This window comes from Caulobacter sp. DWR2-3-1b2 (assembly GCF_049896345.1).
Taxonomy (GTDB): Bacteria; Pseudomonadota; Alphaproteobacteria; order Caulobacterales; family Caulobacteraceae; genus Caulobacter.
Window position 1 is genome coordinate 969,433 of the sequence record NZ_JAFCUC010000001.1, and the last position, 26,434, is coordinate 995,866.

General features: G+C 67.3%; 30 protein-coding genes. 16 read left to right on the forward strand and 14 right to left on the reverse strand.

From position 1 onward, the window contains the following. Nucleotides 1-245: 245 nt before the first annotated feature. Complete coding sequence (locus tag ACP694_RS04720) at nucleotides 246-1,901, forward strand: ATP-binding protein (protein ID WP_426011294.1); 1,656 nt, start codon at nucleotides 246-248, stop codon at nucleotides 1,899-1,901. Here ACP694_RS04720 and ACP694_RS04725 read toward each other — a convergent pair. The 3 genes from ACP694_RS04725 to ACP694_RS04735 all read right to left on the reverse strand — a co-directional run bounded on the left by ACP694_RS04725 (nucleotide 1,898) and on the right by ACP694_RS04735 (nucleotide 4,607). After that, nucleotides 1,898-2,347: a very short patch repair endonuclease gene (locus ACP694_RS04725; protein WP_426010811.1), complete on the reverse strand. Its 450-nt coding sequence runs from the start codon at nucleotides 2,345-2,347 to the stop codon at nucleotides 1,898-1,900. The genes ACP694_RS04720 and ACP694_RS04725 overlap by 4 nt on opposite strands. Before the next feature lie 50 nt (nucleotides 2,348-2,397). Then, nucleotides 2,398-3,384: a cysteine synthase A gene (gene cysK, locus ACP694_RS04730; protein ID WP_426010813.1), complete on the reverse strand. Its 987-nt coding sequence runs from the start codon at nucleotides 3,382-3,384 to the stop codon at nucleotides 2,398-2,400. A gap of 80 nt (nucleotides 3,385-3,464) precedes the next feature. Beyond that, on the reverse strand, nucleotides 3,465-4,607 hold the full coding sequence (locus ACP694_RS04735) for a DNA cytosine methyltransferase (RefSeq protein ID WP_426010814.1): 1,143 nt from the start codon (nucleotides 4,605-4,607) through the stop codon (nucleotides 3,465-3,467). Nucleotides 4,608-4,623: 16 nt separating this feature from the next. Here ACP694_RS04735 and ACP694_RS04740 point away from each other — a divergent pair, with 16 nt between their 5' ends. Beyond that, entirely contained in the window at nucleotides 4,624-5,088 is a 465-nt protein-coding gene (locus tag ACP694_RS04740; protein WP_426010815.1) for a COG3650 family protein, read from the forward strand. A 12-nt stretch (nucleotides 5,089-5,100) separates the two neighbouring features. Here ACP694_RS04740 and ACP694_RS04745 read toward each other — a convergent pair whose 3' ends face one another. The 6 genes from ACP694_RS04745 to ACP694_RS04770 all read right to left on the reverse strand — a co-directional run bounded on the left by ACP694_RS04745 (nucleotide 5,101) and on the right by ACP694_RS04770 (nucleotide 10,511). Beyond that, a complete protein-coding gene (locus ACP694_RS04745) occupies nucleotides 5,101-5,235 on the reverse strand; it encodes a hypothetical protein (protein WP_426010816.1) in 135 nt (44 codons plus the stop codon). A gap of 255 nt (nucleotides 5,236-5,490) precedes the next feature. After that, complete coding sequence (locus ACP694_RS04750) at nucleotides 5,491-6,678, reverse strand: acetyl-CoA C-acyltransferase (RefSeq protein ID WP_426010817.1); 1,188 nt, start codon at nucleotides 6,676-6,678, stop codon at nucleotides 5,491-5,493. 101 nt (nucleotides 6,679-6,779) lie between these two features. Further along, complete coding sequence (locus ACP694_RS04755) at nucleotides 6,780-7,475, reverse strand: TPM domain-containing protein (protein WP_426010819.1); 696 nt, start codon at nucleotides 7,473-7,475, stop codon at nucleotides 6,780-6,782. Further along, on the reverse strand, nucleotides 7,475-8,245 hold the full coding sequence (locus ACP694_RS04760) for a TPM domain-containing protein (protein ID WP_426010821.1): 771 nt from the start codon (nucleotides 8,243-8,245) through the stop codon (nucleotides 7,475-7,477). The genes ACP694_RS04755 and ACP694_RS04760 overlap by 1 nt, the downstream gene beginning before the upstream one ends. A 124-nt stretch (nucleotides 8,246-8,369) precedes the next feature. Then, nucleotides 8,370-9,032 carry a LemA family protein gene (locus ACP694_RS04765; RefSeq protein WP_426010822.1) on the reverse strand — a complete coding sequence of 221 codons (663 nt, stop codon included), beginning with the start codon at nucleotides 9,030-9,032 and terminating at the stop codon, nucleotides 8,370-8,372. Between the two features lie 186 nt (nucleotides 9,033-9,218). After that, entirely contained in the window at nucleotides 9,219-10,511 is a 1,293-nt protein-coding gene (locus ACP694_RS04770; protein ID WP_426010824.1) for an acyl-CoA dehydrogenase family protein, read from the reverse strand. Between the two features lie 320 nt (nucleotides 10,512-10,831). Between ACP694_RS04770 and ACP694_RS04775 the strand changes: the two genes are divergently transcribed. The 14 genes from ACP694_RS04775 (at nucleotide 10,832) to sugE (ending at nucleotide 20,969) form a co-directional block, all read left to right on the forward strand. Beyond that, entirely contained in the window at nucleotides 10,832-11,167 is a 336-nt protein-coding gene (locus ACP694_RS04775; RefSeq protein WP_426010826.1) for a CC_3452 family protein, read from the forward strand. A 153-nt stretch (nucleotides 11,168-11,320) separates the two neighbouring features. Beyond that, the gene (locus tag ACP694_RS04780) at nucleotides 11,321-11,572 is read left to right on the forward strand and encodes a hypothetical protein (RefSeq protein ID WP_426010828.1); all 252 of its coding nucleotides are present in this window, start codon (nucleotides 11,321-11,323) and stop codon (nucleotides 11,570-11,572) included. A gap of 212 nt (nucleotides 11,573-11,784) precedes the next feature. Further along, the gene (locus ACP694_RS04785; protein WP_426010830.1) at nucleotides 11,785-12,339 is read left to right on the forward strand and encodes a F0F1 ATP synthase subunit delta; all 555 of its coding nucleotides are present in this window, start codon (nucleotides 11,785-11,787) and stop codon (nucleotides 12,337-12,339) included. Between the two features lie 51 nt (nucleotides 12,340-12,390). After that, nucleotides 12,391-13,923: a F0F1 ATP synthase subunit alpha gene (gene atpA, locus ACP694_RS04790; RefSeq protein WP_426010832.1), complete on the forward strand. Its 1,533-nt coding sequence runs from the start codon at nucleotides 12,391-12,393 to the stop codon at nucleotides 13,921-13,923. 9 nt (nucleotides 13,924-13,932) lie between these two features. After that, a complete protein-coding gene (locus tag ACP694_RS04795; RefSeq protein WP_426010833.1) occupies nucleotides 13,933-14,562 on the forward strand; it encodes a pseudaminic acid biosynthesis-associated methylase in 630 nt (209 codons plus the stop codon). Nucleotides 14,563-14,569: 7 nt separating this feature from the next. Further along, on the forward strand, nucleotides 14,570-15,448 hold the full coding sequence (locus ACP694_RS04800; protein ID WP_426010835.1) for a F0F1 ATP synthase subunit gamma: 879 nt from the start codon (nucleotides 14,570-14,572) through the stop codon (nucleotides 15,446-15,448). 58 nt (nucleotides 15,449-15,506) lie between these two features. Further along, the gene (gene atpD, locus ACP694_RS04805) at nucleotides 15,507-17,120 is read left to right on the forward strand and encodes a F0F1 ATP synthase subunit beta (RefSeq protein WP_426010836.1); all 1,614 of its coding nucleotides are present in this window, start codon (nucleotides 15,507-15,509) and stop codon (nucleotides 17,118-17,120) included. Next, on the forward strand, nucleotides 17,120-17,695 hold the full coding sequence (locus ACP694_RS04810) for a hypothetical protein (RefSeq protein ID WP_426010838.1): 576 nt from the start codon (nucleotides 17,120-17,122) through the stop codon (nucleotides 17,693-17,695). The genes atpD and ACP694_RS04810 overlap by 1 nt, the downstream gene beginning before the upstream one ends. Nucleotides 17,696-17,700: 5 nt before the next feature. Beyond that, nucleotides 17,701-17,961, forward strand: a complete 261-nt coding sequence (locus ACP694_RS04815) for an ATP synthase F1 subunit epsilon (protein WP_426010840.1) — start codon at nucleotides 17,701-17,703, stop codon at nucleotides 17,959-17,961. Nucleotides 17,962-18,020: 59 nt separating this feature from the next. Next, a complete protein-coding gene (locus ACP694_RS04820; RefSeq protein ID WP_426010841.1) occupies nucleotides 18,021-18,272 on the forward strand; it encodes a hypothetical protein in 252 nt (83 codons plus the stop codon). Beyond that, entirely contained in the window at nucleotides 18,272-18,532 is a 261-nt protein-coding gene (locus tag ACP694_RS04825; RefSeq protein WP_426010843.1) for an ATP synthase F1 subunit epsilon, read from the forward strand. The genes ACP694_RS04820 and ACP694_RS04825 overlap by 1 nt, the downstream gene beginning before the upstream one ends. Nucleotides 18,533-18,543: 11 nt before the next feature. After that, nucleotides 18,544-19,506 (forward strand): metallophosphoesterase, encoded by a 963-nt coding sequence (locus tag ACP694_RS04830; RefSeq protein ID WP_426010845.1) that lies wholly within the window; start codon nucleotides 18,544-18,546, stop codon nucleotides 19,504-19,506. Nucleotides 19,507-19,662: 156 nt separating this feature from the next. Further along, nucleotides 19,663-20,418 (forward strand): hypothetical protein, encoded by a 756-nt coding sequence (locus ACP694_RS04835; RefSeq protein WP_426010846.1) that lies wholly within the window; start codon nucleotides 19,663-19,665, stop codon nucleotides 20,416-20,418. A gap of 227 nt (nucleotides 20,419-20,645) precedes the next feature. Beyond that, nucleotides 20,646-20,969 (forward strand): quaternary ammonium compound efflux SMR transporter SugE, encoded by a 324-nt coding sequence (gene sugE, locus ACP694_RS04840; protein WP_426010848.1) that lies wholly within the window; start codon nucleotides 20,646-20,648, stop codon nucleotides 20,967-20,969. Nucleotides 20,970-20,994: 25 nt separating this feature from the next. Here sugE and ACP694_RS04845 read toward each other — a convergent pair whose 3' ends face one another. From ACP694_RS04845 to ACP694_RS04865, 5 genes are all read right to left on the reverse strand, one after another. Next, nucleotides 20,995-21,744: an alpha/beta fold hydrolase gene (locus ACP694_RS04845; RefSeq protein WP_426011295.1), complete on the reverse strand. Its 750-nt coding sequence runs from the start codon at nucleotides 21,742-21,744 to the stop codon at nucleotides 20,995-20,997. A 44-nt stretch (nucleotides 21,745-21,788) separates the two neighbouring features. After that, complete coding sequence (locus ACP694_RS04850; protein ID WP_426010849.1) at nucleotides 21,789-23,177, reverse strand: alpha/beta hydrolase; 1,389 nt, start codon at nucleotides 23,175-23,177, stop codon at nucleotides 21,789-21,791. A gap of 28 nt (nucleotides 23,178-23,205) precedes the next feature. Continuing rightward, the gene (locus ACP694_RS04855; RefSeq protein ID WP_426010850.1) at nucleotides 23,206-23,706 is read right to left on the reverse strand and encodes an RNA pyrophosphohydrolase; all 501 of its coding nucleotides are present in this window, start codon (nucleotides 23,704-23,706) and stop codon (nucleotides 23,206-23,208) included. Further along, nucleotides 23,703-24,890 (reverse strand): divergent polysaccharide deacetylase family protein, encoded by a 1,188-nt coding sequence (locus ACP694_RS04860; protein WP_426010852.1) that lies wholly within the window; start codon nucleotides 24,888-24,890, stop codon nucleotides 23,703-23,705. The genes ACP694_RS04855 and ACP694_RS04860 overlap by 4 nt, the downstream gene beginning before the upstream one ends. A gap of 118 nt (nucleotides 24,891-25,008) precedes the next feature. Next, nucleotides 25,009-26,403, reverse strand: a complete 1,395-nt coding sequence (locus tag ACP694_RS04865) for a S41 family peptidase (RefSeq protein ID WP_426010853.1) — start codon at nucleotides 26,401-26,403, stop codon at nucleotides 25,009-25,011. Nucleotides 26,404-26,434: the final 31 nt, after the last annotated feature.

Genomic DNA, 26,434 nt, shown 5'->3' on the forward strand with positions numbered 1-26,434 from the left:
AAGCCCCTGTTGGGCAACGTAGCAGGTTGGTTTCGGTCGCCACGCGCCAAGAGGCGCGCCGATGAGACGCCGGCTTTCATCCCCTCTTAGTCAAAGCGTTCTATGCTATGAGCTAGGTCCATCGCGCGACGGGGGTCGCGGGATCACCCGGGGGCGGCGTGAGCATCAACGAACATCAGTCGGGTGAGGTGCGGGCGGCGATCGCGCGGCGGGGCAACGTTTATCTGCGCGTGCTCGCCACCGTGATGATCGCCCTGATGTTGCACGTCTTCATCGGCGCCGCCTGGACCTGGGTCTGGGCCGGCGTCTATGCGAGCGCCCAACTGGTGGAGCTTTTTCTGATCCAGGCGGCGATCAAGCATCCCGGGGTCGGCTTCCAGGGCTGGCGGCGGATCGCGGTGGGGATCATGCCGGTCGTCACCTCGGCGATCTTCGGTTTTCTCGCTTTGCCGCTGTTCGCCTCGCACGAGCGCTTCGCCCCCACCCTGGGCGGCCTGCTGCTGGCCGGGGCCCTGCTCAATGTCATCGTCGTCAACAGCAGCCTGAGGTCGGCGACGATCTCGGCCGCCGCGCCCCACCTGATCTATCTGATGATCGTGCCGTTCGTGGCCAGGGCCGCCAATCCCGGCGCCCCCCTGGCCAACGCCCTGTGGTTCGGCGTCATCCTGCTGATCATCTCGGTCGCGGTGGCGGGCCGCACCCTGGAGAAGGCCATGAATGCCGAGGCCGCCGCCAAGGACGAGGCCGAGCGTCGGCGGCACGAGGCCGAGGAAGCCGTGGCGGCCAAGTCGGCCTTCGTGGCGATGATCAGCCATGAGCTGCGCACCCCGATCAGCGCCATCCTGGCCGGCGCCGCGCGCCTGCACAGCGACGTGCCCGACGCGGCCTCCAAGACCCACGCCCAGTTGATCGGCGACGCCGGCGCCATGATGCGCACCCTGCTCAATGACCTGCTGGACCTGTCGCGTCTCGACGCGGGACGGATGGGTGTCGAAAAGGTCCCGTTCGACCTGCGCCAATCGATGGCCGACACCCTGCGCCTTTGGCGCCCCGACGCCCAAAAGAAGGGCCTGCGTCTGCGGGTCGAGGGCGCGGCGCATCTGCCGCGTTGGGTGGCCGGCGATCCCATGCGCCTGCGCCAGGTACTCAACAACCTGCTGTCCAACGCCATCAAGTTCACGCCGCGCGGCGCGGTCACCGTGCGCCTGGCCGCGCGCGAAGACGGCGAGGCGCTGATCTTCGAGGTCGTGGTCGCCGACACCGGGCCTGGCCTGAGCGAAGAGCAACTGGACCGGCTGTTCACGCCGTTCGACCAACTGGCCTCGGCCGTGGTGCGCGAGCATGGCGGCTCGGGCCTTGGCCTAGTGATCAGCCGCGAGCTGGCGCGCCTGATGGGCGGCGACCTGACGGTGACCAGCAAGCCCGGCAAGGGTTCAAAGTTCCGGCTGGAAATCCGCGTCGAAGCGGCCGAGCGCGCGGACGACCGCGTCGCCGGCGCTTCGATCGCTGGCGCCCGGGTGCTGGTGGTCGACGACCACGTGGTCAACCGCCGGGCCATCGAGCTGGTTTTGCAATCCTTCGACATCCAGCCCACCCTGGCCGAATCCGGCGAGCGGGCCTTGGAGCTGCTGCAGTCCGAAATGTTCGACGTCATCTTGATGGACATCTACATGCCCGGCATGGGCGGCCGCGACGCCACCCGGCAACTGCGGGCGAGCGAAGGTCCCAACCGCGACATCCCGGTGATCGCCGTCACCGCCTCCGCCACGCCGAAAGACTGGGAAGCCTGCCACGCCGCTGGCATGAACGCCCACGTCGCCAAGCCGATCGACCCCAGCCAGCTCTATACGGCGCTCAGTGAAGTGCTGTCGGCGGGGGTGATAAGCGCGGCGGCGGCTTAATCAAATCCTCCCCCACAGGAGGAGGATTTCTTGAGCACCTCCGCTAACCTGCCCTCCAACGCCTCCCGATCCTTCATCTGACACTCCCACACCGTCTCCACCCGCCAGCCATCCGCCGTCAGGTCAGTGAGGTTCCGCTGGTCGCGCGCCACGTTGCGCGCCACCTTGGCGACCCAGTAGTCGCGATTGGCCTTGGGAACTCGCGACCCGCGCGCGCAGTCGTGCCCGTGCCAGAAACAGCCATTCACGAAGATCGCCAGCCGGCGTCCTGGCATCACCACGTCGGGCGAGCCCGGCAGGTCCTTTCGGTGCAGGCGGTACCGCGCGCCCAGGTCGGTGAGGATCCGGCGGATCAGCAGCTCGGGCTTGGTGCCGGTGCTCTTCACCCGCGCCATCACCGCCGAGCGCTTGGCGGCGTCATAAACGTCGGTGGTCGTGGCGGTCATGGCCTTGTAACGCGCGGGGGCGACAGACGACCGTCGCCCCCGGGGTCAGATCAGAGTCCCTCGAACAGCGCGGTCGAGAGGTAGCGCTCGGCGAAGCTCGGGATGATCGCCACCACCAGCTTGCCGGCGTACTCGTCGCGCATCGCCAGGTCGAAAGCCGCCGTCAGGGCCGCGCCCGAGCTGATGCCGACCGGCAGGCCCTCGGTGGCGGCCGCCTTGCGGGCCATGGCGAAGCTGTCGTCGTTGCTGACCTGGATGATCTCGTCGATCACGCCGCGATCCAGGATGCCCGGCACGAAGCCGGCGCCGATGCCTTGGATCTTGTGCGGACCGGGCGCGCCGCCCGACAGCACTGCCGAGGCTTCCGGTTCGACCGCCACCATTTTCAGGCCCGGCTTGCGGGCCTTCAGCACCTGGCCGATGCCGCTGATGGTGCCGCCGGTGCCGACGCCCGAGACCACGGCGTCCACGGCGCCGGCGGTGTCGTTCCAGATCTCTTCCGCCGTCGAGACGCGGTGGATCAACGGGTTGGCGGTGTTTTCAAATTGCTGGGGCATCACCGCGCCTGGGGTAGCGTCGATGATCTCCTGGGCGCGAGCTACGGCGCCGCGCATGCCCTTCTCGGCCGGGGTCAGCTCCAGCTTGGCGCCCAGCAGCAGCAGCATCTTGCGGCGCTCGATCGACATGCTCTCGGGCATGACCAGGGTCAGCTTGTAGCCCTTGGCGGCGGCCACGAAGGCCAGGGCGATGCCGGTATTGCCGCTGGTCGGCTCGACGATGACGCCGCCCGGCTGCAGCAGGCCCTTGGCCTCCAGATATTCGACCATGGCCACGCCGATCCGGTCCTTGACCGAGGCCAGCGGGTTGAAGAATTCCAGCTTGGCCACGACCGTGCCCTGGGGCTTCAGCTCGGCGGTCAGGTTGGGCAGGCGCACCAGCGGCGTGTCGCCCACCGTATCGAGGATCGAGTCGTAAATCTTGCCGCGGCCGCTGCGCTTGAACCGCGCTGCGTCGTAGGTCGAGGAGGCGTCGTCCATGGGAAGTCTCGCTGTCGGAGGTTTGGGGCCGGCCCTGGGTTTAACCCACCTTAGGCCGTGGGATTTGGCGTGTCAGCGGGTCATTCGGCGGCGAGGCGCGCAGATTTCCTGAGGACGAGCGGGGTCAGAAGCTGTTCCGCCAGCCAACGCACCACCGGGGCCGCCACCCCGTCGCCGATCACATGCAGGCCGGCGGTCTGGCTCCTGGGCAGACGATAGCTGTCGGGCAGACCCATCAGCCGGGCGCCCTCACGGGGGCTGATAAGACGCGAACGGACCTGTCCCCGGTCGATCACCAGTAGGGTCTGGCGCGAGGAGCCGCCGCGCGGGGTGCGCAGGCAGCCGGCCAGGCCGTCGAACCGCACCTCGGCCCGCTGCTCGCCGCCGCGCATGCGCTTGAACACCGCGCCGACCGCGCGTTCGCCCGAGGCCCTGCGAGCCTCGACGGCTGCGCGATGGGCTGGGGCCATCAGGTCGAGGAGGGTCCGGGTGGCCACGTCGGTTCGCCAGGCCATGTGGTCGTCGGTCTCAAGCACGGCGGCCAGGTCGGTATTGCGGGCCGGCGGCGCAGCCAGGCCCCACCAGGTCCAGGCGCCCTGCAAATCGGCGGGCAGGCGGGCATGGGCTTCGCGCACGGCGCGGGTGTGGAAGGCGCTCTCGCCGGACAGGCCCTCGACCGGCAGCCGCGTGGCGATCACGAACACCCGGGGCCGTGACTGGGGTGTGAACCGCGCCGCGTCGATCTCCAGCGCACCAAAGCGGTAGCCTTGCTCGGACAGCGCCCGGCACAGGGTGGTGAAGTCGGCGCCGCCATGCGAGGTCAGCAGGCCCACCACGTTTTCGACCACCACGGTGTCGGGGCCGCGACCTTCAGCGCTCAGCGCCTCCATCAGCCTCCAGAACCCGAAGAAGGCCGAGGAGCGGCCGCCTTGCAGACCGGCGCGGGCCCCGGCCAGGCTGAAGTCCTGGCAGGGGCTGGAGGCCCAGGCGAGGTCGGCTTGTCCGGGCAGGTCGGCCGGCGCAATCTTCCAGACGTCGCCTTCGTGGAAGTGCCCCTCGCCATTGGAAGAGCCGGCGTCTGCGTGATTCTCGCGATAAGTCTTCGCCTTCACGGGGTCGAAGTCGTTGGCGAAGGCGCAGGTCCAGGCCTCGCCCAGGCCCAGGCGCGCCATGCCGCCGCCGGCGAAGAATTCGTAGAAGGTAGGAGAGCCGTTCCGATTCATCGCGGAGGAGTCTAGCGTGAGCTGGCCCAATGAGGATAGCGCCACCATGCTTCGTCCCACCGTCGCCGTTTGCTCGATCCTGTTGCTTGCGGCGTGCGGTGAGGCGCCGATGGGGGCGTCCGAGGGCGCGTCCTCGGCTCCGGCCGATGCGCCAGCCACAGCCCCGCCCGGCCCGGACTTCTCCGGCGACTTCAACCTGGTGGGGACCGAGCCGTTCTGGGGCGGAAAGATCAGGGCCGACGGCTTGAGCCTGTCGCGCCCCGATCAGTCGGAGGTCACCGCGGCCAACACCGGCGTGAAGGTCGAGGACGACGTCGGCGCGTGGGGCGTGGGCCACATGGTCATCAAGCTGACGCCCGAGGCCTGTTCGGACGGCATGTCGGATCGAAAATACGCCTATCGCGCCGAGGCGACGCTGAATGGCGAGGTGCTGAAAGGCTGCGCGGATCGGCCGGCGGCGCTGGCGGCCCAGCAGCCCTAGGCGCCGGCGAGCCTAGTTCGCCACGTCCATCAGCTCGTACCGGCCCTGCATGTTGACGTCCTTGTGGACGCCGGGGACCGGCAGCAGCAAGCCGATCGACACGGCGGCGACGGCGAGCAGGGCGAACAGCGACTTGATGGCGGCCATGGCGGCGAGTCCTGAAGGTGCCTCGGCCACGTTGGATGGTCGATCGGCAACAAAGATGGTTGCGATTATCCGGCGTTCAAGGGTCGCCGCCGCGCCCCGGAAAATTGCGCTCGCGCGGCCTTCTCCTCTTGACGAAACAGGCCTTGGTTTGAACAGCCAAACGCAAAACGCCGCCGGGCGCGAACCCGGCGGCGTCGTTTTCACGGATCGGGAACATGCCCGTCGGCCTGTTCCCGATCGTTGTTCCCGCCCTGGCTAGAAGATCTCGAACAGCCCCGCCGCGCCCATGCCGCCGCCGATGCACATGGTCACCACGCCCAGCTTGGCGCCGCGACGCTTGCCCTCCAGCAGCAGGTGGCCGGCGCAGCGGGCGCCGGTCATGCCGAAGGGGTGGCCGATGGCGATGGAGCCGCCATTGACGTTGTACTTCTCGGGATCGATGCCCAGGCGGTCGCGACTGTAGAGGCACTGCGATGCGAAGGCCTCGTTCAACTCCCACAGGTCGATGTCGTCGACCTTCAGGCCATGGCGCTCCAGCAGACGGGGCACGGCGAACACCGGGCCGATGCCCATCTCGTCAGGCTCGCAGCCGGCGACGGCGAAGCCCTTGAACAGGCCCAGCGGCTCCAGGCCGCGACGGGCGGCTTCCTTGGCGTCCATGATCACCACGGCGGCGGCGCCGTCCGACAGTTGCGACGCGTTGCCGGCGGTGACGAAATTGCCGTCGCCCATCACCGGCTTCAGGCTGGCCAGGCCTTCCAGGGTGGTTTCGGGACGATTGCACTCGTCCTTGGTGACCACGTAGTCGACGAGGCTCTCTTCCTTGGTGACCTTGTCGACCACCTTCATCTTGGTGGCCATCGGCACGATCTCGTTGTCGAACAGGCCGCTGGCCTGGGCGGCGGCGATCCGCTGCTGGCTGCGCAGGGCGTATTCGTCCTGGTATTCGCGGCTGATATTGTAGCGCTTGGCGACGATGTCGGCGGTGTCGATCATCGCCATCCACAGGGCCGGCTTCTCGCGCATCAGCTTTTCTTCGGTGATGTGAAAGCGGTTCATGTGACCGCCGCCCTGCACCAGCGAGATCGACTCGACGCCGCCGCCGATCGCGACATTGGCGCCGTCGTTGCGGACATAGTTGGCGGCCGTGGCGATGGCCTGCAGGCCCGACGAGCAGAAGCGGTTGATGGTCTGGCCCGAGGTGGTGACCGGCAGGCCGGCCCAGATGGCGGCGTTGCGGGCGACATTCATGCCGGTGGCGCCCTCGGGACCGCCGCAGCCCAGGGCCACGTCCTCGACCTCGGCGCCTTCCAGACCGGCGCGTGACACGGCGTGCTGGATGGCGTGGCCGGCCATGGCCGCGCCGTGGGTGTTGTTGAAGCCGCCTCGGGCGGACTTGGCCAGACCGGTACGAGCGTAAGAGACGATGACCGCTTCGCGCATTGGGCGCACTCCCCTTTAAACGTTAGTTTGAATTTGTGGCCACCCTAGACTCGGATTTGGGCGGGGGAAAGATGACGCTTGGGGAAGGCGTGCTTTGGCGTTTAGTGCGGCAGAACCGTCAAGCTGTCTGGCAGCTCATTACTGTCGCCAGGACGCGGCGGGACGTGAGCGGCCAGGATCGCGCCAGTGCGCGCCACGGCGGCCACGAAGCCATCGGCGATCGCGCCGCGCTTGAGGCCGGCTGTGAGGTCGGCGACCACCTCGTCCCACACGGCGTTCGGCGCGAGCGCATAGATGCCCTCGTCGGCGATCACTTCCACGCGGTGCTCGGCCAGGGCGGCGAAGATCAGCACGCCGGTGCGGTCGCGGGTCAGGTGGAGGTCCTTGGCCAGGAAATAGTCCATGGCCGCCTGGCGCACGCGGGCCGCCTTGGCCGAGGCGGGGCTCAAGGCGCGGCGAACCGGCGGTATGGCCAGGATCAGGGCCGCCACGACGAAGGTCGCCGCCTGCAGGGCGGCATAGGTCAGCAGGGCCGACAGGATCGCCGCGTCATGGGCGGCGGCGTGTCCCACGGTCCAGCCGCCGAACAGCCGGGTCAGCATTTCGGGCCGGAAGCCGGCCAACAGGGCCAGGGCCGGCAGAAGAAGCGCCGCGCCGAACGCCCAGATCAGCGGCGGCTGACGGTCGTCGCCGACCTCGGGAGCCAGCACACAAAAGATTTCGCCGGCCGTGGTCTTCTCGGCCTCGGCCACGGCCTGGGCGATGCGGGCCTGATCGGCTTCTGAAAGGGTCTTCATCACCAGCTCCCCGACGATCCGCCGCCGCCGAACGATCCGCCGCCGCCTGAGAAGCCGCCGCCGCCGCCGCCGCCGCCGCCTCGGCCTCCGCCGCCGCTCAGCAGGCCGTTGAGAATGATCCACGGCAGGGCGCCGCCCAGGCCGGACGACCGGCCACCGCGCTGGCCTCGGAACAGGCGGCTAACGATGAAGACGACGAGGAACAGGCCGATGATCAGCGGCCAGATCGACCCGCCGCCGCTCGACCGCTCGGTGGCCGGCACGTCGAAGGCCTGCTGGGCTTTCGCCTTGGCTTCGTCCTCGGGCAGGGCCAGTTGCTGGATGACGGCGTCGGTCCCGTCGACGATCCCGCCCTGCAGGTCGCCGGCCTTGAACTTCGGCAGGACCGCGCTCTGGATGATGACGCTGGACAGGGCGTCGGTGAGGATTGGCTCCAGGCCGTAGCCGACCTCGATGCGCACCTTGCGCTCGGTGGGGGCGACCAGAAGGATGACGCCGCTGTTCTTGCCCTTCTCGCCGATGCCCCAGGCCCGGCCCAACTGGTAGCCATAGTCCTCGATGTCGTAGCCCTGGAGGCTGGGCAGAGTGACCACCACCAACTGGCGGCCGGTTGTCTGTTCGAGGGCCTGCAGCTTGGTGGTCAGCTCGGTCTCGACCTGGGGCGACAGGACATTGGCGGCATCGACGACACGGCCACTCAGGGCCGGGAAGGTAGGGGCGGCTAGGGCGGGTCCAGCGAGCAAGGCGAGCGCCGCCAAAAGCGCGCCCATAAATCCCTTCATCCCGGCGAAGGCCGGGACCCAAGCCGGGCGGGCAGTTGTGACGCGGCGCTCCGATCGGAGACTCGGCTTGGGTCCCGGCTTTCGCCGGGATGAGTGGAAATAAGAAAGCAATTTACTGGGCCGGGGCCGGCGCGGGCCCGGTGTTCACCGTCGGGGCCGGCGGGGCGCTGAAGTCGACATTGGGCGCGGACTGGGCCGTGGCCGTGGCCTGGAACAGCTGGGCCGGCTTCTGGCCGCTATAGAGGGTCTTGGCCCACAGCACGCTGGGGAAGGTGCGCAGGGTGGTGTTGTAGACCTGGGCGGTCTGATTGTAGTCGCGGCGGGCGATGGCGATGCGGTTCTCCGTGCCTTCCAGCTGGCTCTGCAGGGCCAGGAAGTTCTGGTTGGACTTCAGGTCCGGATAGCTTTCCTGGATCATCATCAGCCGGCCCAGCACGCCCGACAGCTTGTCCTGGGCGGCGGAATATTCCTGGAACTTGGCCGGATCGGTGATCGTCGAGGCGTCAACCTTGACCTGGGTGGCGCTGGCGCGGGCCTCGGTGACCTCGACCAGCACGCTCTTTTCCTGGGCGGCGTAGCCTTTCACAGTGGCGACCAGATTGGGGATCAGGTCCGCCCGGCGCTGGTACTGGTTCTGCACCTCGGCCCAGGCGGTCTTGGTCGCCTCGTCCTGGGTGGGGATCTTGTTGACGCCGCAGCCGGCCAGCAGGGCGGCCCCCACGAAAACGGTTGCAATGACGGGGGCGAGACGGGCGATCGTTTTCAGCATCCGCATGGAAGTCCCTCGAGGCCTGTTTGGATGCGGCGATTGCGCCGCTTTGTCGAAGCGCACTTAAGAACGGGGCGCGCGTGGATGCAAACAGGATGACGACCTGCGGGTGGGGACATGCCGTTGTGGCATGTCCCCACCCGTAAGCTCCGCGCCCGGCATGGGGACACGCCCAAGGGCATGTCCCCATCTCTACAGGTCCGCGAACGCCGCTTTTCTCGGTCCCATGTAGCCGAACAGCCAGGCGGCCACCTTGCGCATCTGGATCTCCTCGGACCCCTCGGTGATCCGGTAGCGGCGGTGGTGGCGATAGATGTGCTCGAACGGCTTGTGACGCGAATAGCCCAGGCCCCCGTGAACCTGCATGGCCTGGTCAGCGGCCTCGCAGACCAGGCGGTTGGACCAGTAGTTGCACATCGACACCTTGTCGGAGAGGCGCTTTTCCACCTCGGGCTTGGACATATGGTCCATTTCCCAGGCGGTCTTGCGGATCAGCAGGCGCAGCATCTCGACCTGGGTGGACAGCTCGACCAGCGGGAACTGGATCGCCTGATTCTCGGCCAACGGCTTGCCGAACGGCTTGCGGGCGCGGGCGTACTTGATGCTTTCTTCTATGCAGAAGCTGGCCGCGCCCAAGCTGGAGGCGGCCTGGCGGATGCGGTTCTCGTGCACGAAGTGCTGGGCCAGGGCCAGGCCGCCGCCCTCGGCGCCGAACATCGCGTCGTCCGCAACCCAGACTCTGGTGAAGCTGACCCTGGGATGGTCGGTCGGCATGTTGAAAGTCCAGAGATATTCCTCGATCTTCACGCCGGGCGCATGGGCCGGCACCAGGAAGCATGTGATGCCCCGCGCCGAGCCGTCCTCGCCGCTGGTGCGGGCGAACAGGGCGCAGTGGGTGGCGGCGTGCATGCCGGTGGTCCACATCTTCTCGCCGTCGATCCGCCAGCCAGCGACGCCGTTGTGATCCTCGCGGACGGCGCGGGTCTCCATGAAGGTGGCGTCCGAGCCGTGGTTGGGCTCGGTGAGGCCGAAAGTCGGGCGGAAGGCGTGGCGATCCAGCATGTCGGGGATCAGGTGCTGCTGGTCGGGCCGGCCGAAGTCGCGGATCATCAGCACGAACGGATTGTTGCCGACGATCGAGTGCTCGTTTTGCAGGTCGTTGAACAAACCCAGGCCTTTGGCCGCCAGGTGCTCGCGGATCACCGCCATCCACAGGCTGGAGCCGTCCTGGCCGCCGTATTCGCGGGGCAGGGCGAAGCGGTAGTGGCCGGCGGCGTCGGCGAGGCCTCGCGCCTTGGCGAGAAGCTCCTCCCAATCGCGGCGCGGCAGGCCGCCGCCGTCCCAATCGGTGCGGGCCCATTCGCGGCGGTGGTCGAAAAAGCGCTCATTGTCGTGCTCGGCCTGCAGCGGCGCGATCTCGGCTTCGATGAAAGCGTCGAGCGTCGCCAGATAGGCCGTCAGTTCCGGCGGCAGGTTGAAGTCCATGGCGGCGCCTCCCTTAGAAGCCGTTTTTCGGAACGTGCGCCCGCGACGCTCCCCCGCCAACCCTGACGTGGCGGAACATCCGGCTTGGCGGCAGCTGGCCGAGTGGCGCCGGACTGAAACGCCCGTTTCATTAAAAAATGCTCATGCGAAACAAATACGCTTGCGCAATCCCTGAACACTGATATCTAAGCAGTGCTTAGTTCTGATCCGAAGCACCGGTGGGGATACCGATGCTGACCATCCCCGGATCGAACGACCAGTAACTCGCTTTTCGCCGATCATCGATCATTCCTACTCCCCGCATGTCTGGAGGGCTCATCATGAAGCTCCGCACCCTGGCGGCTTGCGCCGCCCTGTCCGTTTCCATGTTCGCCGGCGCCGCCCTGGCCGATGGCCGCATCGCCGTCGCCCTGGAAAACCCGTTGGCCGCCAAGACCAAGGTCGTCGCTGGCGGCGCGGTCTTCGTCTGCGAAGGCGCTGAATGCGTTTCGACCGCCGCCCCGTCGCGGGCCCTGACCGCCGGGTCGTGCAAGGTCCTGGCCAAGGAAGTCGGCCGCGTCGCCGCCTTCGGTGGCGAGACCAAGTCGCTGGACGCCGACGACCTGACCCGCTGCAATGTCGCGGCCAAGGGCGGCTCCGCCCTGGCGGCCAAGTAAGCTTTTCCCAGTACCTGGACGCGTACGGGCGCTTGCTCGCCCTGTCTGGCTATTTCCTCGAACATTCGCCTGATGGGGCGGCGGGCCTGTTCCGCCGCCCTTTTTCTTCGCGTGCCCCTTTTGGTTAAAAGGGAGCGGGGCCATGGACGCTACATGACAGTTTCAACCGCTGCTTTGCTTGAAGACGCCCTGTGGGAGATCGCTGGCCCCGCGACCTTGCCCACCTCGATCACCATCGACTATGCCGGGCTGCCCCAAGTGGACGCGTTGAACCTGCCGTCGAGCAAGGCCTGGATCGAGCGCTCGACCCGCAGCCTGATTTTCGCCCAAGCCGAGGTCCGCGCCGCCGACGGCGCCCTGGTCGCCGCGGCCTCGGCGGTGTTCCGCAGGGTCAGCCAGACCTAGCCTCGCCGCTTTTGCCAGGGATGCGCAAACCTTACGCATCGGCCTTGGTTGCGAGTGCGAAGGACGCGTGTTATCAGGCTCGCGGCTTCGGACGGGGTGGCGCATCAGCGCCGGCCCTCAATGCGCTTTTCTAAAGCGCGTTCAAGCCTTTAAGCCGGGATGAGGGTTAAACTTCTTGTCCGCGGCGATTTGCAACGCACCGGGCGGAACAAGTGGCGGACGAAACCAAGGCGACGGATGCGGGTCAGCGCTATGCGCAGTCCCTGTTCGAACTGACGATCGACAACAACCAGCTGACCCAGGTCGAGGCCGACCTGAAATCGCTGCGCGTGATGGTGGCCGATAGCGCCGACCTGCGCCGCCTGATCGATAGCCCGGCCTTCACCGCCGAGGACAAGGCCAAGGGCTTCCGCGCCGTCGCCGCCAAGGCTGGCTTCCAGATCCTCACCGCCAAGTTCCTGGGCCTGGTGGCCCTCAACGGCCGGGCTGGCGACCTGATGGGCGCCGTCACCGCCTTCATCGAACTGTCGGCCAAGCATCGCGGCGTCGTCACCGCCGAGGTCGTCACCGCCAAGGCCCTGACCCCCGCCCAGCTGCAGGGCGTCTCGGCCGCCGTCAGCGCCTCGCTGGGTAAGGTTCCCGAAATCTCGACGCTCGTCGATCCGTCCATCCTGGGCGGCATCAAGGTGCGCGTCGGCTCCCGCCTGTTCGACGCTTCGCTTCGCAGCAAGCTCGATTCCCTGAAATTCGCCCTGAAGCGCGCCTAAACCTCTATAAGCGCCGTCAAAATATAAAATCGCAGAGAGCCCAAGACAGCCATGGACATCCGCGCCGCCGAAATCTCGGCCATCCTCAAGTCGCAGATCGCCAATTTCGGCGAAGAAGCCGCCGTTTCGGACGTCGGCCAGGTTTTGTCCGTCGGTGACGGCATCGCGCGCATCTACGGTTTGGACAACGTCCAGGCCGGCGAGATGGTCGAGTTCCCGAAGGCCGGCGTGAAGGGCATGGCCCTGAACCTCGAGCGCGACAACGTCGGTTGCGTGATCTTCGGCCAGGACCAAGCCATCAAGGAAGGCGACGAAGTCCGTCGTCTCGGCGAGATCGTCGACGTTCCGGTCGGCCGTGGCCTGTTGGGCCGCGTCGTCAACCCGCTGGGCGAGCCGATCGACGGCAAGGGCCCGATCGTCTCCACCGAACGCCGCCGCGTCGACGTCAAGGCGCCCGGCATCATCCCTCGCAAGTCGGTGCACGAGCCCGTGCAGACCGGCCTGAAGTCGATCGACACCCTGATCCCGGTCGGCCGCGGCCAGCGCGAGCTGATCATCGGTGACCGTCAGACCGGCAAGACCGCCGTCGCCATTGACACCATCCTGAACCAGAAGATCGCCAACGCCGGCACGGACGAGAGCGCCAAGCTCTATTGTGTCTATGTCGCCATCGGCCAAAAGCGCTCGACCGTCGCCCAGATCGTCAAGACGCTCGAAGAGCGCGGCGCCCTGGACTACACCATCGTCGTCGTGGCCTCGGCCTCCGAGCCGGCGCCCTTGCAGTACTTGGCGCCGTTCTCGGGCTGCGCCATGGGCGAGTGGTTCCGCGACAACGGCCTGCACGCCCTGATCATCTATGATGACCTTTCCAAGCAAGCCGTCGCCTATCGCCAGATGAGCCTGCTGCTGCGCCGCCCGCCGGGCCGCGAAGCCTATCCCGGGGATGTGTTCTACCTGCATTCCCGCCTGCTGGAACGCGCCGCCAAGCTGAACGAAGACAATGGTTCGGGCTCGTTGACGGCCCTGCCGATCATCGAAACCCAGGCCAACGACGTTTCGGCCTATATCCCGACCAACGTGATCTCCATCACCGACGGCCAGATCTTCCTGGAAACCGACCTGTTCTACCAGGGCATCCGCCCGGCCGTGAACGTCGGCATCTCGGTGTCGCGCGTCGGCTCGTCGGCCCAGATCAAGGCGATGAAGCAGGTGGCCGGCGCGATCAAGGGCGAGCTGGCCCAGTATCGCGAAATGGCCGCCTTCGCCAAGTTCGGCTCGGACCTCGACGCCTCGACCCAGAAGATGCTGGCCCGTGGCGAGCGCCTGACCGAGCTGCTGAAGCAGCCGCAATATTCCCCGCAGGCCGTCGAAGAGCAGGTCTGCGTGATCTATGCCGGCACCCGCGGCTATCTGGACGCCATCCCGACCAGCAGCGTTCGTCGCTTCGAAAGCGAACTGCTGGCCCGTCTGCACAGCCAGCACAAGGATCTGCTGGACGGCATCCGCACCAAGAAGGCCCTCGACAAGGATCTTGAAGGTACGCTGAAAAGCGTGCTCGACACCTTCTCGGCGACCTTCGCCTAAAGGCGATCGATGGCCGCTCACCCCAAATCCATGGACGCATGGTCCGGCGAATTTGGCGACCGCTACACGCAACGTAGCGCCGCCAACGCCGAGGCCGTTCGCGGCCGTGCGCGGGTCTGGGGTGAAGTGATGCGGCGCATGGTCGGCGCGCCGCCGAAGAGCGTCCTGGAAGTGGGGCCCAATGTGGGTCTCAACCTCCTGGGCCTTGCGGCGGTGTCGGACATGGAGCAGTGGGCGATCGAGCCCAATGCTTCGGCCCGCAAGGAACTGGTCGAGAACGGCGTTCTGCCGGCCGAGCGGCTCTTCGAGGGTTTCGGGCACAGCATCCCGTTGGCCGACGGCGCTGTGGACATGGCCTTCACGGCCGGCGTCCTGATCCACGTCGATCCCAGCCAGTTGGAAGCGACGATGCGCGAAGTGCATCGCGTGGCCGCCAAGTACGTCTTCTGCTCGGAGTATTTCGCGCCGAAGGCCGAGACGATACCCTACCGCGGCGAACAAGATCTTCTGTTCAAGAACGATTTTGGCTCGCTCTACATGGATATGTTCCCAGATCTGCAGTTGGTCGATTACGGGTTCTTCTGGAGAAGAACGACCGTGATGGACGACAGCACCTGGTGGTTGTTTAGGAAGGTCTGATAGGCGGATGGCAAGCCTAAAGGAGATGCGCAATCGGATCTCAAGCGTCAAGGCGACGCAAAAGATCACGAAAGCGATGCAGATGGTCGCGGCGGCCAAGCTCCGCCGCAGCCAGGATGCTGCGGAAGCCGCGCGCCCCTATGCGCGCCGGCTGTCGAACGTCATCGCCAATCTGGCGGCGAGCGTGACCGGTGACGGCGCGCCGCCGCTGCTGGCCGGCACGGGTCGCGACGATCGTCACCTGATCGTCGTCGCCGCCGCCGACCGCGGCCTGGCCGGGGGCTTCACCTCGTCGATCGTCCGCGCCGCGCGCGAGCGGATCGACACCCTGATCCGCCAGGGCAAGGACGTGAAGATCGTCTGCGTCGGCAAGAAGGCGACCGGCCAGCTTCGCCGCGTCTATGCCGACCGCATCGTCGAGAACTTCGACCTGTCGGCCTATCGCCAGTTCACCCTGGCGGTCGCCCAGCCGATCGCCGACCACGTCACCCGCCTGTATGAAGCCGGCGACGTGGACGTGGTCACCCTGTTCTACAGCCGCTTCAAGTCAGTGGTCATCCAGACCCCGACCGCCCTGCAGCTGATCCCCGCCGTCGTCGAGGGCGGGGCCGCCGCTCAGACCGGCGCCAGCGCGGTCTACGAGTACGAACCCTCGGAAGAGGAAATCCTCGAGACCCTGCTGCCGCGCAACCTGACGGTCCAGATCCTGTCGGCCCTGCTCGACAACATGGCCGGCTTCTACGCCAGCCAGATGACGGCGATGGACAACGCCACGCGCAATGCGGGCGACATGATCAAGCGCTACACCCTGGAATATAACCGCTCCCGTCAGGCTCAGATCACCAAGGAGCTGATCGAGATCATCTCCGGCGCCGAAGCCGTCTGACCCTGACTTCCAATCATAAAAACGCCCGCACGAGCCCGCACGAAAGACCCTGAACGCCATGGCCAAGATCCCCGCTAAGGCTCCCGCCGCCGCCGAAACCCCGGTGACCGTGGGCGCCCCCGTCGCCGCCACCGTCAAGCCGGCCCGCAAGCCGGCCGCCCCCAAGGCCGCCAAGCCCGTCGCTCCGGCCGCCGCCCCCGCCGTCGCCGGCACCCGTGAGGCGCCCGCCACGATCGGCGCGGCCACCGGCAAGCTGGTGCAGGTCATCGGCGCCGTCGTCGATGTGGAATTCACCGGCGAACTGCCGGCCATCCTCAACGCCCTGGAAACCGTCAACATCGCCTCGGGCCAGCGCCTGGTGTTCGAAGTCGCCCAGCACCTGGGCCAGAACACCGTCCGCGCCATCGCCATGGACGCCACCGAGGGCCTGGTCCGCGGTCAGGCCGTGCGCGACACCGGAGACTCGATCCGCGTCCCGGTCGGCCCCGGCACCCTGGGCCGGATCATGAACGTCATCGGCGAGCCGATCGACGAGCAGGGCCCGATCAAGTCGGACATGTACCGCTCGATCCACCGCGAGGCCCCGTCCTTCGCCGAGCAGACCAACACCGCTGAAGTGCTGGTCACCGGCATCAAGGTCATCGACCTGATGTGCCCCTACACCAAGGGCGGCAAGATCGGCCTGTTCGGCGGGGCCGGCGTCGGCAAGACCGTGACCATGCAGGAATTGATCAACAACATCGCCAAGGCTTACGGCGGTTATTCGGTCCTGGCCGGCGTGGGCGAACGCACCCGCGAAGGCAACGACCTCTATCACGAGATGATCGAGTCCAACGTCAATGTGGACCCAAAGATCAACGGCACCACCGAAGGCAGCCGCTGCGCCCTGGTCTATGGCCAGATGAACGAGCCCCCCGGCGCCCGCGCCCGCGTGGCCCTGACCGGCCTCTCCATCGCCGAATATTTCCGCGATGAAGAAGGCAAGGACGTGCTGCTGTTCGTCGACAACATCTTCCGCTTCACCCAGGCCGGCGCCGAAGTGTCGGCTCTGCTGGGCCGCATCCCCTCGGCCGTGGGCTATCAGCCCACCCTGGCCACCGAGATGGGCAACCTGCAGGAGCGCATCACCTCGACCAACAAGGGTTCGATCACCTCGGTCCAGGCCATCTACGTGCCCGCCGACGACTTGACCGACCCGGCGCCCGCCGCCTCGTTCGCCCACTTGGACGCCACCACCGTTCTGTCGCGCGACATCGCCGCCCAGGCCATCTTCCCCGCCGTCGATCCGCTGGACTCGACCTCGCGGATCATGGACCCGTTGGTCATTGGCGAAGAGCACTACAACGTGGCCCGTTCGGTCCAGGAAGTGCTTCAGCAGTACAAGTCGCTGAAGGACATCATCGCCATCCTGGGCATGGACGAGCTGTCGGAAGAGGACAAGCTGACCGTCGCCCGGGCCCGCAAGATCTCGCGCTTCCTGAGCCAGCCATTCCACGTGGCCGAGCAGTTCACCAACACCCCCGGCGCCTTCGTCGCGCTGAAGGACACCATCCGCTCGTTCAAGGGCATCGTGGACGGCGAATACGACCACCTGCCGGAAGCCGCCTTCTACATGGTCGGCGCCATCGAGGAAGCGGTGGCCAAGGCTGAAAAGCTGGCCGGCGAAGCCTGATGAGAGCCCTCGCCCGGATACTGACTGTCGTCGCGGTTCTCGCGGCTGGCGGTTCGGCATCCGCGGCGGACCTGGCTTCAGGCGCGGATGCGTTCATCTCGGGCGCCGCGGCGTGCGAGGCGACGTTCGCGGCCTTCCCAGATGGTCTACGCCCCACGCCGTTCACGGAGCAGGCTCGCGATCAGTTCGAGAAGGCTGGCTTCAGCAAGTCCAAGGCAGGCAAGAAAAATCCCGAGATCGCCCGTGCTCTTTCGGGCTCGGTTCTTTCTCAGACTTTTGAAGCGACGGAAGCCAAGGTCTACGGCAGCAGTTTCTTGACGGTGCAGGGCGGCGCTCGGGCTTTTTGCCGGGTGACTGCCTATGATGCGCCAGGGATCGAACAAAAGCTGTTGGATCATTTAGGCGATGGCGCTTCGGGCTGGAAACTGGATATGCGCCCGAGCGCTGGCAATGAGGTCTGGATGTATTCTCGATCGGTTGGTCCAGGTTCGGACATCAATATTCGGATCTTCAAGCGCGATTTGACGGAGGGCGACGCTGCCCCCGTGACGATCGCCATAATGTCTTACGGCTGAGCGTCATGGCCAAGCTCCACTTCTCACTCGTCGCCCCCGAGCGCGAACTGTTCTCCGGCGAGGTCGATCAGGTCGATGCGCCGGGCGCCGAAGGCGACTTCGGCGTCCTGCCGGGCCACGCCCCGTTCATGACCACGCTGCGCGAAGGCCGCATCACCGTGAAGAACGGCGCCGGCACCAAGCTGTTCGACATCCAAGGCGGTTTCGCCGATGTCGGTGAGGGCGGCCTGACCATACTGGCCGAGCACACGGTCGAAGCGGCCTGATCTTCCTTCTCCCCTCGCGGGAGAAGAAAACATCCCGACTTCATGCTATGGACCACCCCATGACCGACACCGAATTCGAAACCGTGAACTTCTGCTGCGAAGAGCTTGAGGAGGCGGTGTCTTCCGACCCCGAGGCCTCGCTGATCGAGCATGACAGCGGTTTGATCCTGCTCAACCTGGGTCATCGCGAAGAGGAAGGTGAGAGCGGCGTCGTGCTGGCCACCATCCGCTTCTGCCCGTTCTGCGGGACCGAGATCCAGACCGACGAAGACATCGAAGCCGCCCTGGGCGCCGTGGAGATCGTGGAATAATGGCCAAGCTGCACTTCTCCCTCGTCGCGCCCGAGCGCGAACTGTTCTCCGCCGAAGTCGATCAGGTCGATGCGCCCGGCGCGGAAGGCGATTTCGGCGTCCTGCCGGGCCACGCCCCGTTCATGACCACCCTGCGCGAAGGCAAGGTCACGGTTCGCGACGGCTCCACCGTGCGAGTGTTCGACATCCAGGGCGGTTTCGCCGACGTGGGCCCGGACGGCTTCACCATCCTGGCCGAACACGCGGTCGAGGCGGCCTAGGCGTTTCACGCATGACCGGGCACAGCATCATGTTGCTGGCCTGGATTGGCGCGGTGACGGGATTACCTATTGTTTTCACGGCCTGGGCGTTCATGCGGCGCTCAGGCCGTTTGCGTCTGGCTTGGGCGGTGGCTGGCCTGTTGCTGGTCGCCTACGGGCTGGGGGTCTGGGCCTTCCTGGTCGAGCCTAATCTGCTGGTCGTGCGGAGGGTGACGATCGAGTCGCGCACCTGGACCGGCCCGCCGGTGCGCCTGGGCTTGATCAGTGACACCCATGTCGCCGCGCCCCACGTCGATCCGGCCCGCGTTGCGCGGGTGGTGGCGCGGATGAACGCGCAGCATCCCGACGTCGTCCTGCTTCTGGGCGACTATGCGGGCAGTCACGAGTCCGCAGCCACTCGGGCCGCGCCACAGCGTTCGGAAATCCTGCGCGGGATTTCCGCGTTCCAGGGCCTCAACCCCCGCCTGGGGGTCTACGCCGTGCTGGGCAATCACGACTGGTGGTATGATGGCGGCGCGACCGAGCAGGCCTTAGTCCGGGCCGGTGCTCATGTGCTGGAGAACCGCGCCTTGCGAGTTGCCAGGACCAAGGGTCCGTTCTGGGTGGCAGGTCTGGCCGACCTGGATTCGAAGCGGGCGACGCCGTCCTATCCCGTGGCCATGGCCAACGTGCCGACATCCGAGCCGGTGGTGGTTATGAGCCACTGGCCCGACCCCTTCGCCCAGGCGCCCGACCGGGTGGCCCTGACCGTCGCGGGCCATACCCATTGCGGACAGGTCAACCTGCCGGTGATGGGGCGGCTGGTCCACGCCTCTCAGGCGTCGCGCCAGTGGGGTTGCGGGGCCTATGTTGATCGGGGGCGCAACCTGTTCGTGACGGGCGGCGTGGGTGTGTCGATCCTACCTGTACGTTTCCGCGCACCACCGGAGATCGTCGTGGTCACGCTCAAGGGCCAGGACCTCCGATCGGAATGACGCCTGGTTTGCACGCCTGAGGCGTCACGCCGCACTCTTGGGCGAGTAAATTACACCTGTGACCCAATCTCGGCCTTAATCGGTCACCATAAGGGTTGCGAGGGAACGCCTGTCGGCTTTAATGCCGACCTCTTGCCTATTGGGGATATCTCGACCATGCGCCTCGCGCTCGCCAGCCTGATCGCACCCATTTTCCTGGTTGGGGGCGCGGTCTCCACCGCCGTCGCCCAGCAGCCCGCTCCGACCGCCGCGCCGGCGACCACCCCGGTTCCGGCTCCGGCTCCGGCCGCTGCGCCCATGCCCATGCCCATGCCCATGCCGATGGCCCCGGCCGCCACCAGCCCCGCCGCGCCCGCTCCGGCCGACCAAGCCATCCCGCCGGTCGCCGCCCCGGTCGCCGGCGCCGAGCCGGCCTATGTCGAGCCGGTGCGTCCGCCGCCCTCGACCGATCCGGTGTCGCTGCAACTGCTGAGCATCCTGGACCGGGTCTGCAAGCCCCTCGTGGTTGGCGGCGACTTCCCGAGCCTGGCCAAGGCCGCGGGCATGAAGAAGAAGAAAGAGAAGTTCGTCCTCGACATCGGCAAGCCCTACCAGATCGCCATCGACAATCCAGGCTCCAACAAGAACGTCTGCACCGTCACCATCCAGTACGCCCAGACCGTCGAGCAGGCCCAGTCCCTCGCCACCGCCCTGCACGACTGGGCGACCTGGGAGAACAAGCCGCAGCTGCGCCTGATCCGCAACGACCAGACGATCGGCACGGACTTCAAGCGCTTCACCGTCTCGTGGGACGACGCCTGGGCCGACGGCCACGCGGGCCTGGTCTATATGCGCCTGAAGAAGCTGGACGACAGCTCGGTGGGCAAGAACTACGAGCAGGCCCAGGTGCTCTACAGCACCACCAGCCGCTAGAGCATTTCCCGACCTGACTGCGTCAGGCCGTGAGCTCTCATCTTTTGTTTTGAGGCATTTTTCTTCACGCGAACCGCAACCACTTCGCTCGAAAAATGCCCTAGGACCTTCGCCGATCGGAGGCTTGCCCTCCAGTGCGACAAGACTATCTAGGAAAGGCGCGGGGACGACCCCGCGCCTTTTTCGCGTCTCCGGGGACGACCCCGCTCTGAACTCAGGAGCCGGTCATGGCCTGGATCATTCTCTTCATCGCGGGTCTGTTCGAGATCGGCTGGGCCGTGGGCCTAAAATATACCGAGGGCTTCACCCGGCCGGTCCCGATGGCGTTGACAGCCGCATGTTTCGTCGCCAGCCTGGGCCTGCTGGGCTGGGCGCTGAAGTCCCTGCCGCTGGGCACGGCCTACGCGGTGTGGACCGGGGTCGGCGCTGTCGGTACGGCCATCGTCGGCATCGTGGTGTTCAAGGAGCCAGCCACGGCGGCCCGGCTGGTCTGCCTGGGGCTCATCGTCTCGGGCATACTGGGGCTGAAGCTGTTCACGCCGGCCCACTGAGGCCGAAGCCCACATCCCCCGAAGGTCAGGCCGCGACGCGACCTTCATGCCCAATGAAGTCCAGGCAGGCTTCGGCGACGGCTTCCCAGCCCGGTTCGCCCGGCAGCCAGTGGCTCATCGTCGGGAAGACCTCGCAGGACCCGCCCAGCCGCGCGGCGGTCTGGCGAACGGTGGCGGGCGGATGGATCACGTCCTTGCCGCCGGCGATCGCCAGAGTCGGCACGCCCACGGGGCTGGCGCCGGTGGTCATGAACGGGTCCATGAACCAGTTCAGGGTTTCCCACAGCGCCCGGCCGCTCTCGGCGGTCATCTTGGCGTACAGCGCCTTGCGCTCGTCACGCGGCAGGCGGTCCAGCGTGTAGCTTTCAACCACGCCGAAATCGGGCGCCACGGCCTGTAGCCAGTACGGACCCAGGGCATAGAGGCTGACGGCCGAGGCGGCCTCCTCCAGCGACGAGCCCGTCACGCCCCAGGGCGGCGAGGGGGCCAGCAGGATCAGGCGCGACACCGGGGCGCGGGCCGCCGCCATTTGGGCGACCAGCCCGCCCATCGAGTGGCCGATCAGGATGGGCGGCTCATCGCAGGACTCGCACAGGGCGGCGATTTGCTTGGCGTAGTCGACCATCGAGCGGCCGGCGACCGAGGCGCCGTCGCCATGGCCGATCAGGTCGGGGGTCTGGACGACGTGGCCCGCCGCCTCGAACGGTTGACGGAACGTGTCAAACGTCCAGCCGCCGCAGAAGGCGCCGTGCACCATGATCACCGGAGTCGCCACGCGCGCCTCGCCCACTCGTTCGGCCAAAGCGCCGAACGCTCAGCCTACACGCTCTTCTTCGGCGCGGGTGAAGATTTGGCGGTCGCCTTTGTCGCGGGAACCTTGGGCTTGGCGGCGGCCTTGACCGGAGCCGGCGCCTTGGCGAGGGCGGCGGCCTTCGGCTTGGCGACTGGTTTCGGCGCGCCGGCCCTGGCTGGAGCCTTGGTCACAGCGGGGGCGGCGGCGGGCTTGGCCCCGGCCTTGGGCTTGGCGGCGGGCGTGGGCTTGGCCGTCATATCGGGCGTGGGGACAGGCGACGCGGCGAGCTTTGCGGGAGCCTTGGGCGCCGGCTTGGCGGGGGGCGGAGTCTTGGCGACGGGTGGGGACGCCGGGGCTGGAGCGGGCTTGGCGACCGACTTGGCTTTGGCCGGAGCCTTTAGGCTCGCCTTGGCCGCCGGCGCGGGGGCGGGCGGCGCTGGCGCTGGCGCGGTCGCGGGCGCGGGCGCGGGCGCGGAAACGGGCTTGGCCTGGGGCGCCGCCTTGGCTCTCGGGGCGGGCTCGAGGGGCTCGAGGGGCTTGGCGGCGGGCGCCGGGGTCACGGCGGGTTCAGCCTTGGCCAGCTTCGCCGCGGGGGCGGCCTTGGTCACCGGGGCCTTGGTCACCGGGGCTTGGGCGCCCAGGCCCCGGGCGTCGAGCCAGGCGTCCACATCGGCCAGGATCTTGTCGCTGCCGGGCTCGTCGATCAGCCAGTGGGCGTTGTCGGGATATTCCTTGAAGGTGGCGCCGCCATACTTCTTGCCGACCAGGCGAAGGTCCCCGATCGGCGTGGTGCGGTCGCGGGCGCCGGCCAGGATCAACACCGGCGCGGTGATCTTGGCGGAGTCGATCGACACGGTCTTGTTCGGATCACGATCGGGATAGGCCAGGTCCGAAAGAGCCCGGCCGCTGTCATGCACCGTGGTGGCGAAGATCGCCTCGTGGCGCTCGGGCGGCGTCCGGTTCAGCACACCCCAGTTGAAGCCCATCTTCCAGATCTTGACTGCCTTGGTCTCGGGACTGGAGGTCATGGCGATGTTGAGGAAGGTGAACATCGGCGCGAGTTTCGGGCCGCTGCGCGCGTCGGCCGGCGAGGCCGGGGCGAACAGCACGATTCCCGACACCAGCCCCGCCTCGGCCAGCTTCTGGGCGATCAGCCCGCCCATCGAGTGCCCGAACACCAACGGCTTTTCGCCGTCGCGCTTGGCGATCGACTGGGCCAGGTCGCTCATCTCGGTGACATAGTTGGCGAGGGTCTTGCCGATCAGGCCGGCCGGCGGCGGACCCACGGTGCGCAGGGTGGCATGGATGGTGGGGGTTTCGACGCCATAGCCGGCGGCCTTGAAGCGCGCTGCCACCGGGGCCCAGCTTTCGCCGGCGGCGCCGAAGCCGTGGATCATCAGAATGGTCTTGCTCATGCCGCCCTACCTCTAGCGCGGCCTGGCGTCAGCCGCCGCGCGCGTACCCACCGAAGGCGGCGACGACCTGTTCGTACACCGCGCGTTTGAAGGGTACGATCAATTCGGGCGTTTCGTCGAGCGTGGCCCATCGCCAGGCGTCGAACTCGACGTGGGCGTCGGCCTCCAAGTCGATCTCCGACTCCTCGCCCGTGAAGCGGAAGGCGAACCACACCTGCTTCTGACCCTTGAACCCGCGCGCCTTCTTCGACGAGGCGAAGTCGGTGGGGAAGTCATAGATCAGCCAGCCCTCGGTCTGGGCAAGATGGTCGGCGGAAACGACGCCAGTCTCTTCCTTTAGCTCGCGCCGCGCCGCCTCCAGCAGGTCCTCGCCGTCATCGACGCCGCCTTGCGGGAACTGCCAGTTATATGGCGCGGGCTGCCTATGGCGCTTGCCCAGCCAAACGCGGCCATCGGCATGAAACAGCACGACGCCGACATTGGGGCGATGATCGGGATACGCGTCGTCGGCGGGCTGGCTGGCGTTCATCGCTTGGCCATGGCCGAGGCGGGGGCCAGTTGCAAACCCCGCCCGGACAGGCCCGCAGCCCAGATCTTCACCTGGTTGATGGTCACCGGATAGGCGAACCCCGAGCCCAGGGCCTGGCCGCGCCCGGCCGCGCCGGTCTCAAGCATCTTCAACTGGCCGTCGATGGCGCCTGCCGCCAGTTCGTCGTCAATGATCCGGTCGGCCGAGGCGCGGGGGATCGGACCGCCGCGCAGGGACGCCTGCCCGTCGTCGATGAAGGCCAGGCCGCGCGCCTTCAGGGTCAGGGTGAAGGTGGTCATGGCCGCGTCATTGGTGACAAAGCGCGAGCCCAGATAGTTGGTCAGTCCAAAATAGCCGGTGGCCCGCGACATCAGCCATTCCATCTTGCGGACGGTGTCTTCCGGCCGATTGGCGGTGATCAGGGTGAAGGGGCCCGGATCATTGGCGGGGTAGTCGACCGGCTCCATGGGGGCTTCCAGCAGCACCTCATGGCCGTGGTTGCGGGCCAGGTCGATCCAGCCCTGCAGGCCCTCGGCATAGGGGGCGAAGGACAGGGTGATCTCGGGCGGCAGGGTCTCGATGGCGGCGCGGGTGGTCTGGGGGTTGAGGCCCAGCCCGCCGATCACCAGGGCCACGCGCGGCCGCCCGTCGGCGGTGAAGGGGCGAGCATAGGCCTCGGCGGCGGTGCGACCGTCGCCGGCGATCACCGGCAGCAGGCCGCCGCCGGGACCGGGCGTCGACAGGCCGGCGAACGGGGCCTGGAGCAGCGGCCCCCCGGGCGCGGCGACAGGCGGCGGCGCGGCGATGTCGCCGGCCACGGTGATGGTCGCCTCGTCCGGATGCTCGGCGAAGGGCTGGGCCGACAGGTCCAGGGCGCCCGGCGTCAGCGGCGCCTCGTGGTCGGATTCGTTGACCAGCGCCTCGCGCCAGCCCTGGGGCGCGTTGAGCGTGGCGCCGATCTTGGCCAGCTGCACCCGGATCAGCGGCGAGCCCTTGTTGGGGTCGCCGGTCAACAGGATCAGGGCGCACAGGCTCAGCAGGAACAGGAACGCCGCCGCGCTGGCCCCGATATAGGGATTGGCCGCCGCGGCCAGCAGCTTGGCGCGCAGGTCCGGGGCGTCACCGCGGCCCAAGGCGGAGGCGGCGTGGCTAAAGGCGGGCTTGCGGGAAAACGACACGGCCATGGGCGCGAGGCTAGCCGGTCAGCGCCGAATATATGGTTAACGAAGGGTGCGACGGAATGGGCGGAGCGGGCCATTTCGGAACCCTCTCTTTCTGGGAGAGGGTCTCTTAACCAGCCCCCTACTTCTTCTCCACCGCCGGGCCTTTACCCGCCGCCGCCGCCGCAGCCTTGGCCGTGACTTCGGCGATCTTGGCCTGGGGCTTGGGCAGTTTGGGCACGGCTTCGACCGAGCCGGCCTTCAGCACGGCCAAGCCGCGTTCCAGCTGGAAGTCGCCCTTCTTCTCGTCGAAGCCGGGGGGCGGGGCCTCGGCCGGGGTGTGGACGCCCTGGCGGGTCTTGCCCTCGTCGGCATTGAGGGCGTTCTTGAAGCTGGCCTCACTGAACCACACGCGGTTGGCGATGTCCTGGGCCTGGTCCTTGGTCTGGGCCACCTCCAGGTCGGGTTCGATGCCGGTCTTCTGGATCGAGCGCCCCGACGGCGTGAAATAGCGGGCCGTGGTCAGCTTGACGGCGCCGTCGACCCCGCCGCGCAGCGGGATCACGGTCTGGACCGAACCCTTGCCGAAGCTGGTGATGCCCACCAACTCGGCGCGATGACGGTCTTGCAGGGCGCCGGCGACGATTTCCGCCGCCGAGGCCGAGCCCTGGTTGATCAGCACCACCATCGGCAGGCCGTTCAGCAGGTCGCCGGGGGTGGCGTTCAGGCGCTGGATGTCGCGCTTGTCGCGGCCGCGCTGGCTCACCACCTCGCCGCCGTCCAGGAACAGGTCGGCCACGCCCCGGGCCTGGTCGAGCAGGCCGCCGGGATTGTTGCGCAGGTCGAGGATCAGCCCCTTCATCTTGGGGTTCTTGGCCTTCAGGTCGGTGATCGAGGCGCTGAGGGCGTCGGTGGACTTTTCGGTGAAGCCCGGCAGGCGCACATAGCCGTAGTCGCCTTCCATCCGGGCGATGGCGGCCTTGGGCTTGATCACCTCGCGCACCAGCTTGACGTCGAACGGGTCGGTCTTGTCGCGGGCGATGGTCAGGGTGACGCCTTCGCCGGCCGCGCCGCGCATCTGCTTGACCGCCTCGTTGACCGTCAGGCCCAGCACCGACTGGCCATTGACTGCGGTGATATAGTCGCCGGCCTGGATGCCGGCCCGCGCGGCGGGGGTGCCGTCCATCGGCGAGATCACCTTGACCACGCCGTCCTCGCTGGTCACCTCGATGCCCAGCCCGCCGTATTCGCCGTGGGTGGTGTCGTTCATGTCCTCGAAGCTGTCGGGCGACAGATAGCCGGAATGCGGATCCAGGCTGGTCAGCATGCCGTCCAGCGCCGCCTCGATCAGCTTCTTGTTGTCGACCTCGGAGACGTACTGGGTGTCGACCGTCTGGAGCACGTCTCCAAACAGTTCGAGCATCTTGTAGGTCTCGCCCTTGGTGGCGTTGGTCGCCTGGGCGATGGGGCTGACATAGGCCATGGTCCCCGCGCCGAGGACGAAGGCCGAAACACCGATGAGCAGGTACTTGCGCATGTGGCCTGGAAGGCTCCCTGACGACGCTCTC

What these genes read in the sequence shown, in the direction of transcription:
- ACP694_RS04865 (WP_426010853.1), bottom strand. Translation starts at nt 26,403, where the DNA reads ATGCGCAAGTACCTGCTCATCGGTGTTTCGGCCTTCGTCCTCGGCGCG.
- ACP694_RS04850 (WP_426010849.1), bottom strand. Translation starts at nt 23,177, where the DNA reads ATGAGCAAGACCATTCTGATGATCCACGGCTTCGGCGCCGCCGGCGAA.
- ACP694_RS04725 (WP_426010811.1), bottom strand. Translation starts at nt 2,347, where the DNA reads ATGACCGCCACGACCACCGACGTTTATGACGCCGCCAAGCGCTCGGCG.
- ACP694_RS04795 (WP_426010833.1), top strand. Translation starts at nt 13,933, where the DNA reads ATGGCCGCTCACCCCAAATCCATGGACGCATGGTCCGGCGAATTTGGC.
- ACP694_RS04765 (WP_426010822.1), bottom strand. Translation starts at nt 9,032, where the DNA reads ATGCGGATGCTGAAAACGATCGCCCGTCTCGCCCCCGTCATTGCAACC.
- ACP694_RS04830 (WP_426010845.1), top strand. Translation starts at nt 18,544, where the DNA reads ATGACCGGGCACAGCATCATGTTGCTGGCCTGGATTGGCGCGGTGACG.
- ACP694_RS04770 (WP_426010824.1), bottom strand. Translation starts at nt 10,511, where the DNA reads ATGGACTTCAACCTGCCGCCGGAACTGACGGCCTATCTGGCGACGCTC.
- ACP694_RS04810 (WP_426010838.1), top strand. Translation starts at nt 17,120, where the DNA reads ATGAGAGCCCTCGCCCGGATACTGACTGTCGTCGCGGTTCTCGCGGCT.
- ACP694_RS04760 (WP_426010821.1), bottom strand. Translation starts at nt 8,245, where the DNA reads ATGGGCGCGCTTTTGGCGGCGCTCGCCTTGCTCGCTGGACCCGCCCTA.
- ACP694_RS04750 (WP_426010817.1), bottom strand. Translation starts at nt 6,678, where the DNA reads ATGCGCGAAGCGGTCATCGTCTCTTACGCTCGTACCGGTCTGGCCAAG.
- ACP694_RS04800 (WP_426010835.1), top strand. Translation starts at nt 14,570, where the DNA reads ATGGCAAGCCTAAAGGAGATGCGCAATCGGATCTCAAGCGTCAAGGCG.
- ACP694_RS04860 (WP_426010852.1), bottom strand. Translation starts at nt 24,890, where the DNA reads ATGGCCGTGTCGTTTTCCCGCAAGCCCGCCTTTAGCCACGCCGCCTCC.
- cysK (WP_426010813.1), bottom strand. Translation starts at nt 3,384, where the DNA reads ATGGACGACGCCTCCTCGACCTACGACGCAGCGCGGTTCAAGCGCAGC.
- ACP694_RS04775 (WP_426010826.1), top strand. Translation starts at nt 10,832, where the DNA reads ATGAAGCTCCGCACCCTGGCGGCTTGCGCCGCCCTGTCCGTTTCCATG.
- ACP694_RS04815 (WP_426010840.1), top strand. Translation starts at nt 17,701, where the DNA reads ATGGCCAAGCTCCACTTCTCACTCGTCGCCCCCGAGCGCGAACTGTTC.
- ACP694_RS04825 (WP_426010843.1), top strand. Translation starts at nt 18,272, where the DNA reads ATGGCCAAGCTGCACTTCTCCCTCGTCGCGCCCGAGCGCGAACTGTTC.
- ACP694_RS04835 (WP_426010846.1), top strand. Translation starts at nt 19,663, where the DNA reads ATGCGCCTCGCGCTCGCCAGCCTGATCGCACCCATTTTCCTGGTTGGG.
- atpA (WP_426010832.1), top strand. Translation starts at nt 12,391, where the DNA reads ATGGACATCCGCGCCGCCGAAATCTCGGCCATCCTCAAGTCGCAGATC.
- ACP694_RS04780 (WP_426010828.1), top strand. Translation starts at nt 11,321, where the DNA reads ATGACAGTTTCAACCGCTGCTTTGCTTGAAGACGCCCTGTGGGAGATC.
- ACP694_RS04855 (WP_426010850.1), bottom strand. Translation starts at nt 23,706, where the DNA reads ATGAACGCCAGCCAGCCCGCCGACGACGCGTATCCCGATCATCGCCCC.
- ACP694_RS04820 (WP_426010841.1), top strand. Translation starts at nt 18,021, where the DNA reads ATGACCGACACCGAATTCGAAACCGTGAACTTCTGCTGCGAAGAGCTT.
- sugE (WP_426010848.1), top strand. Translation starts at nt 20,646, where the DNA reads ATGGCCTGGATCATTCTCTTCATCGCGGGTCTGTTCGAGATCGGCTGG.
- ACP694_RS04735 (WP_426010814.1), bottom strand. Translation starts at nt 4,607, where the DNA reads ATGAATCGGAACGGCTCTCCTACCTTCTACGAATTCTTCGCCGGCGGC.
- ACP694_RS04720 (WP_426011294.1), top strand. Translation starts at nt 246, where the DNA reads ATGATCGCCCTGATGTTGCACGTCTTCATCGGCGCCGCCTGGACCTGG.
- ACP694_RS04755 (WP_426010819.1), bottom strand. Translation starts at nt 7,475, where the DNA reads ATGAAGACCCTTTCAGAAGCCGATCAGGCCCGCATCGCCCAGGCCGTG.
- atpD (WP_426010836.1), top strand. Translation starts at nt 15,507, where the DNA reads ATGGCCAAGATCCCCGCTAAGGCTCCCGCCGCCGCCGAAACCCCGGTG.
- ACP694_RS04745 (WP_426010816.1), bottom strand. Translation starts at nt 5,235, where the DNA reads ATGGCCGCCATCAAGTCGCTGTTCGCCCTGCTCGCCGTCGCCGCCGTG.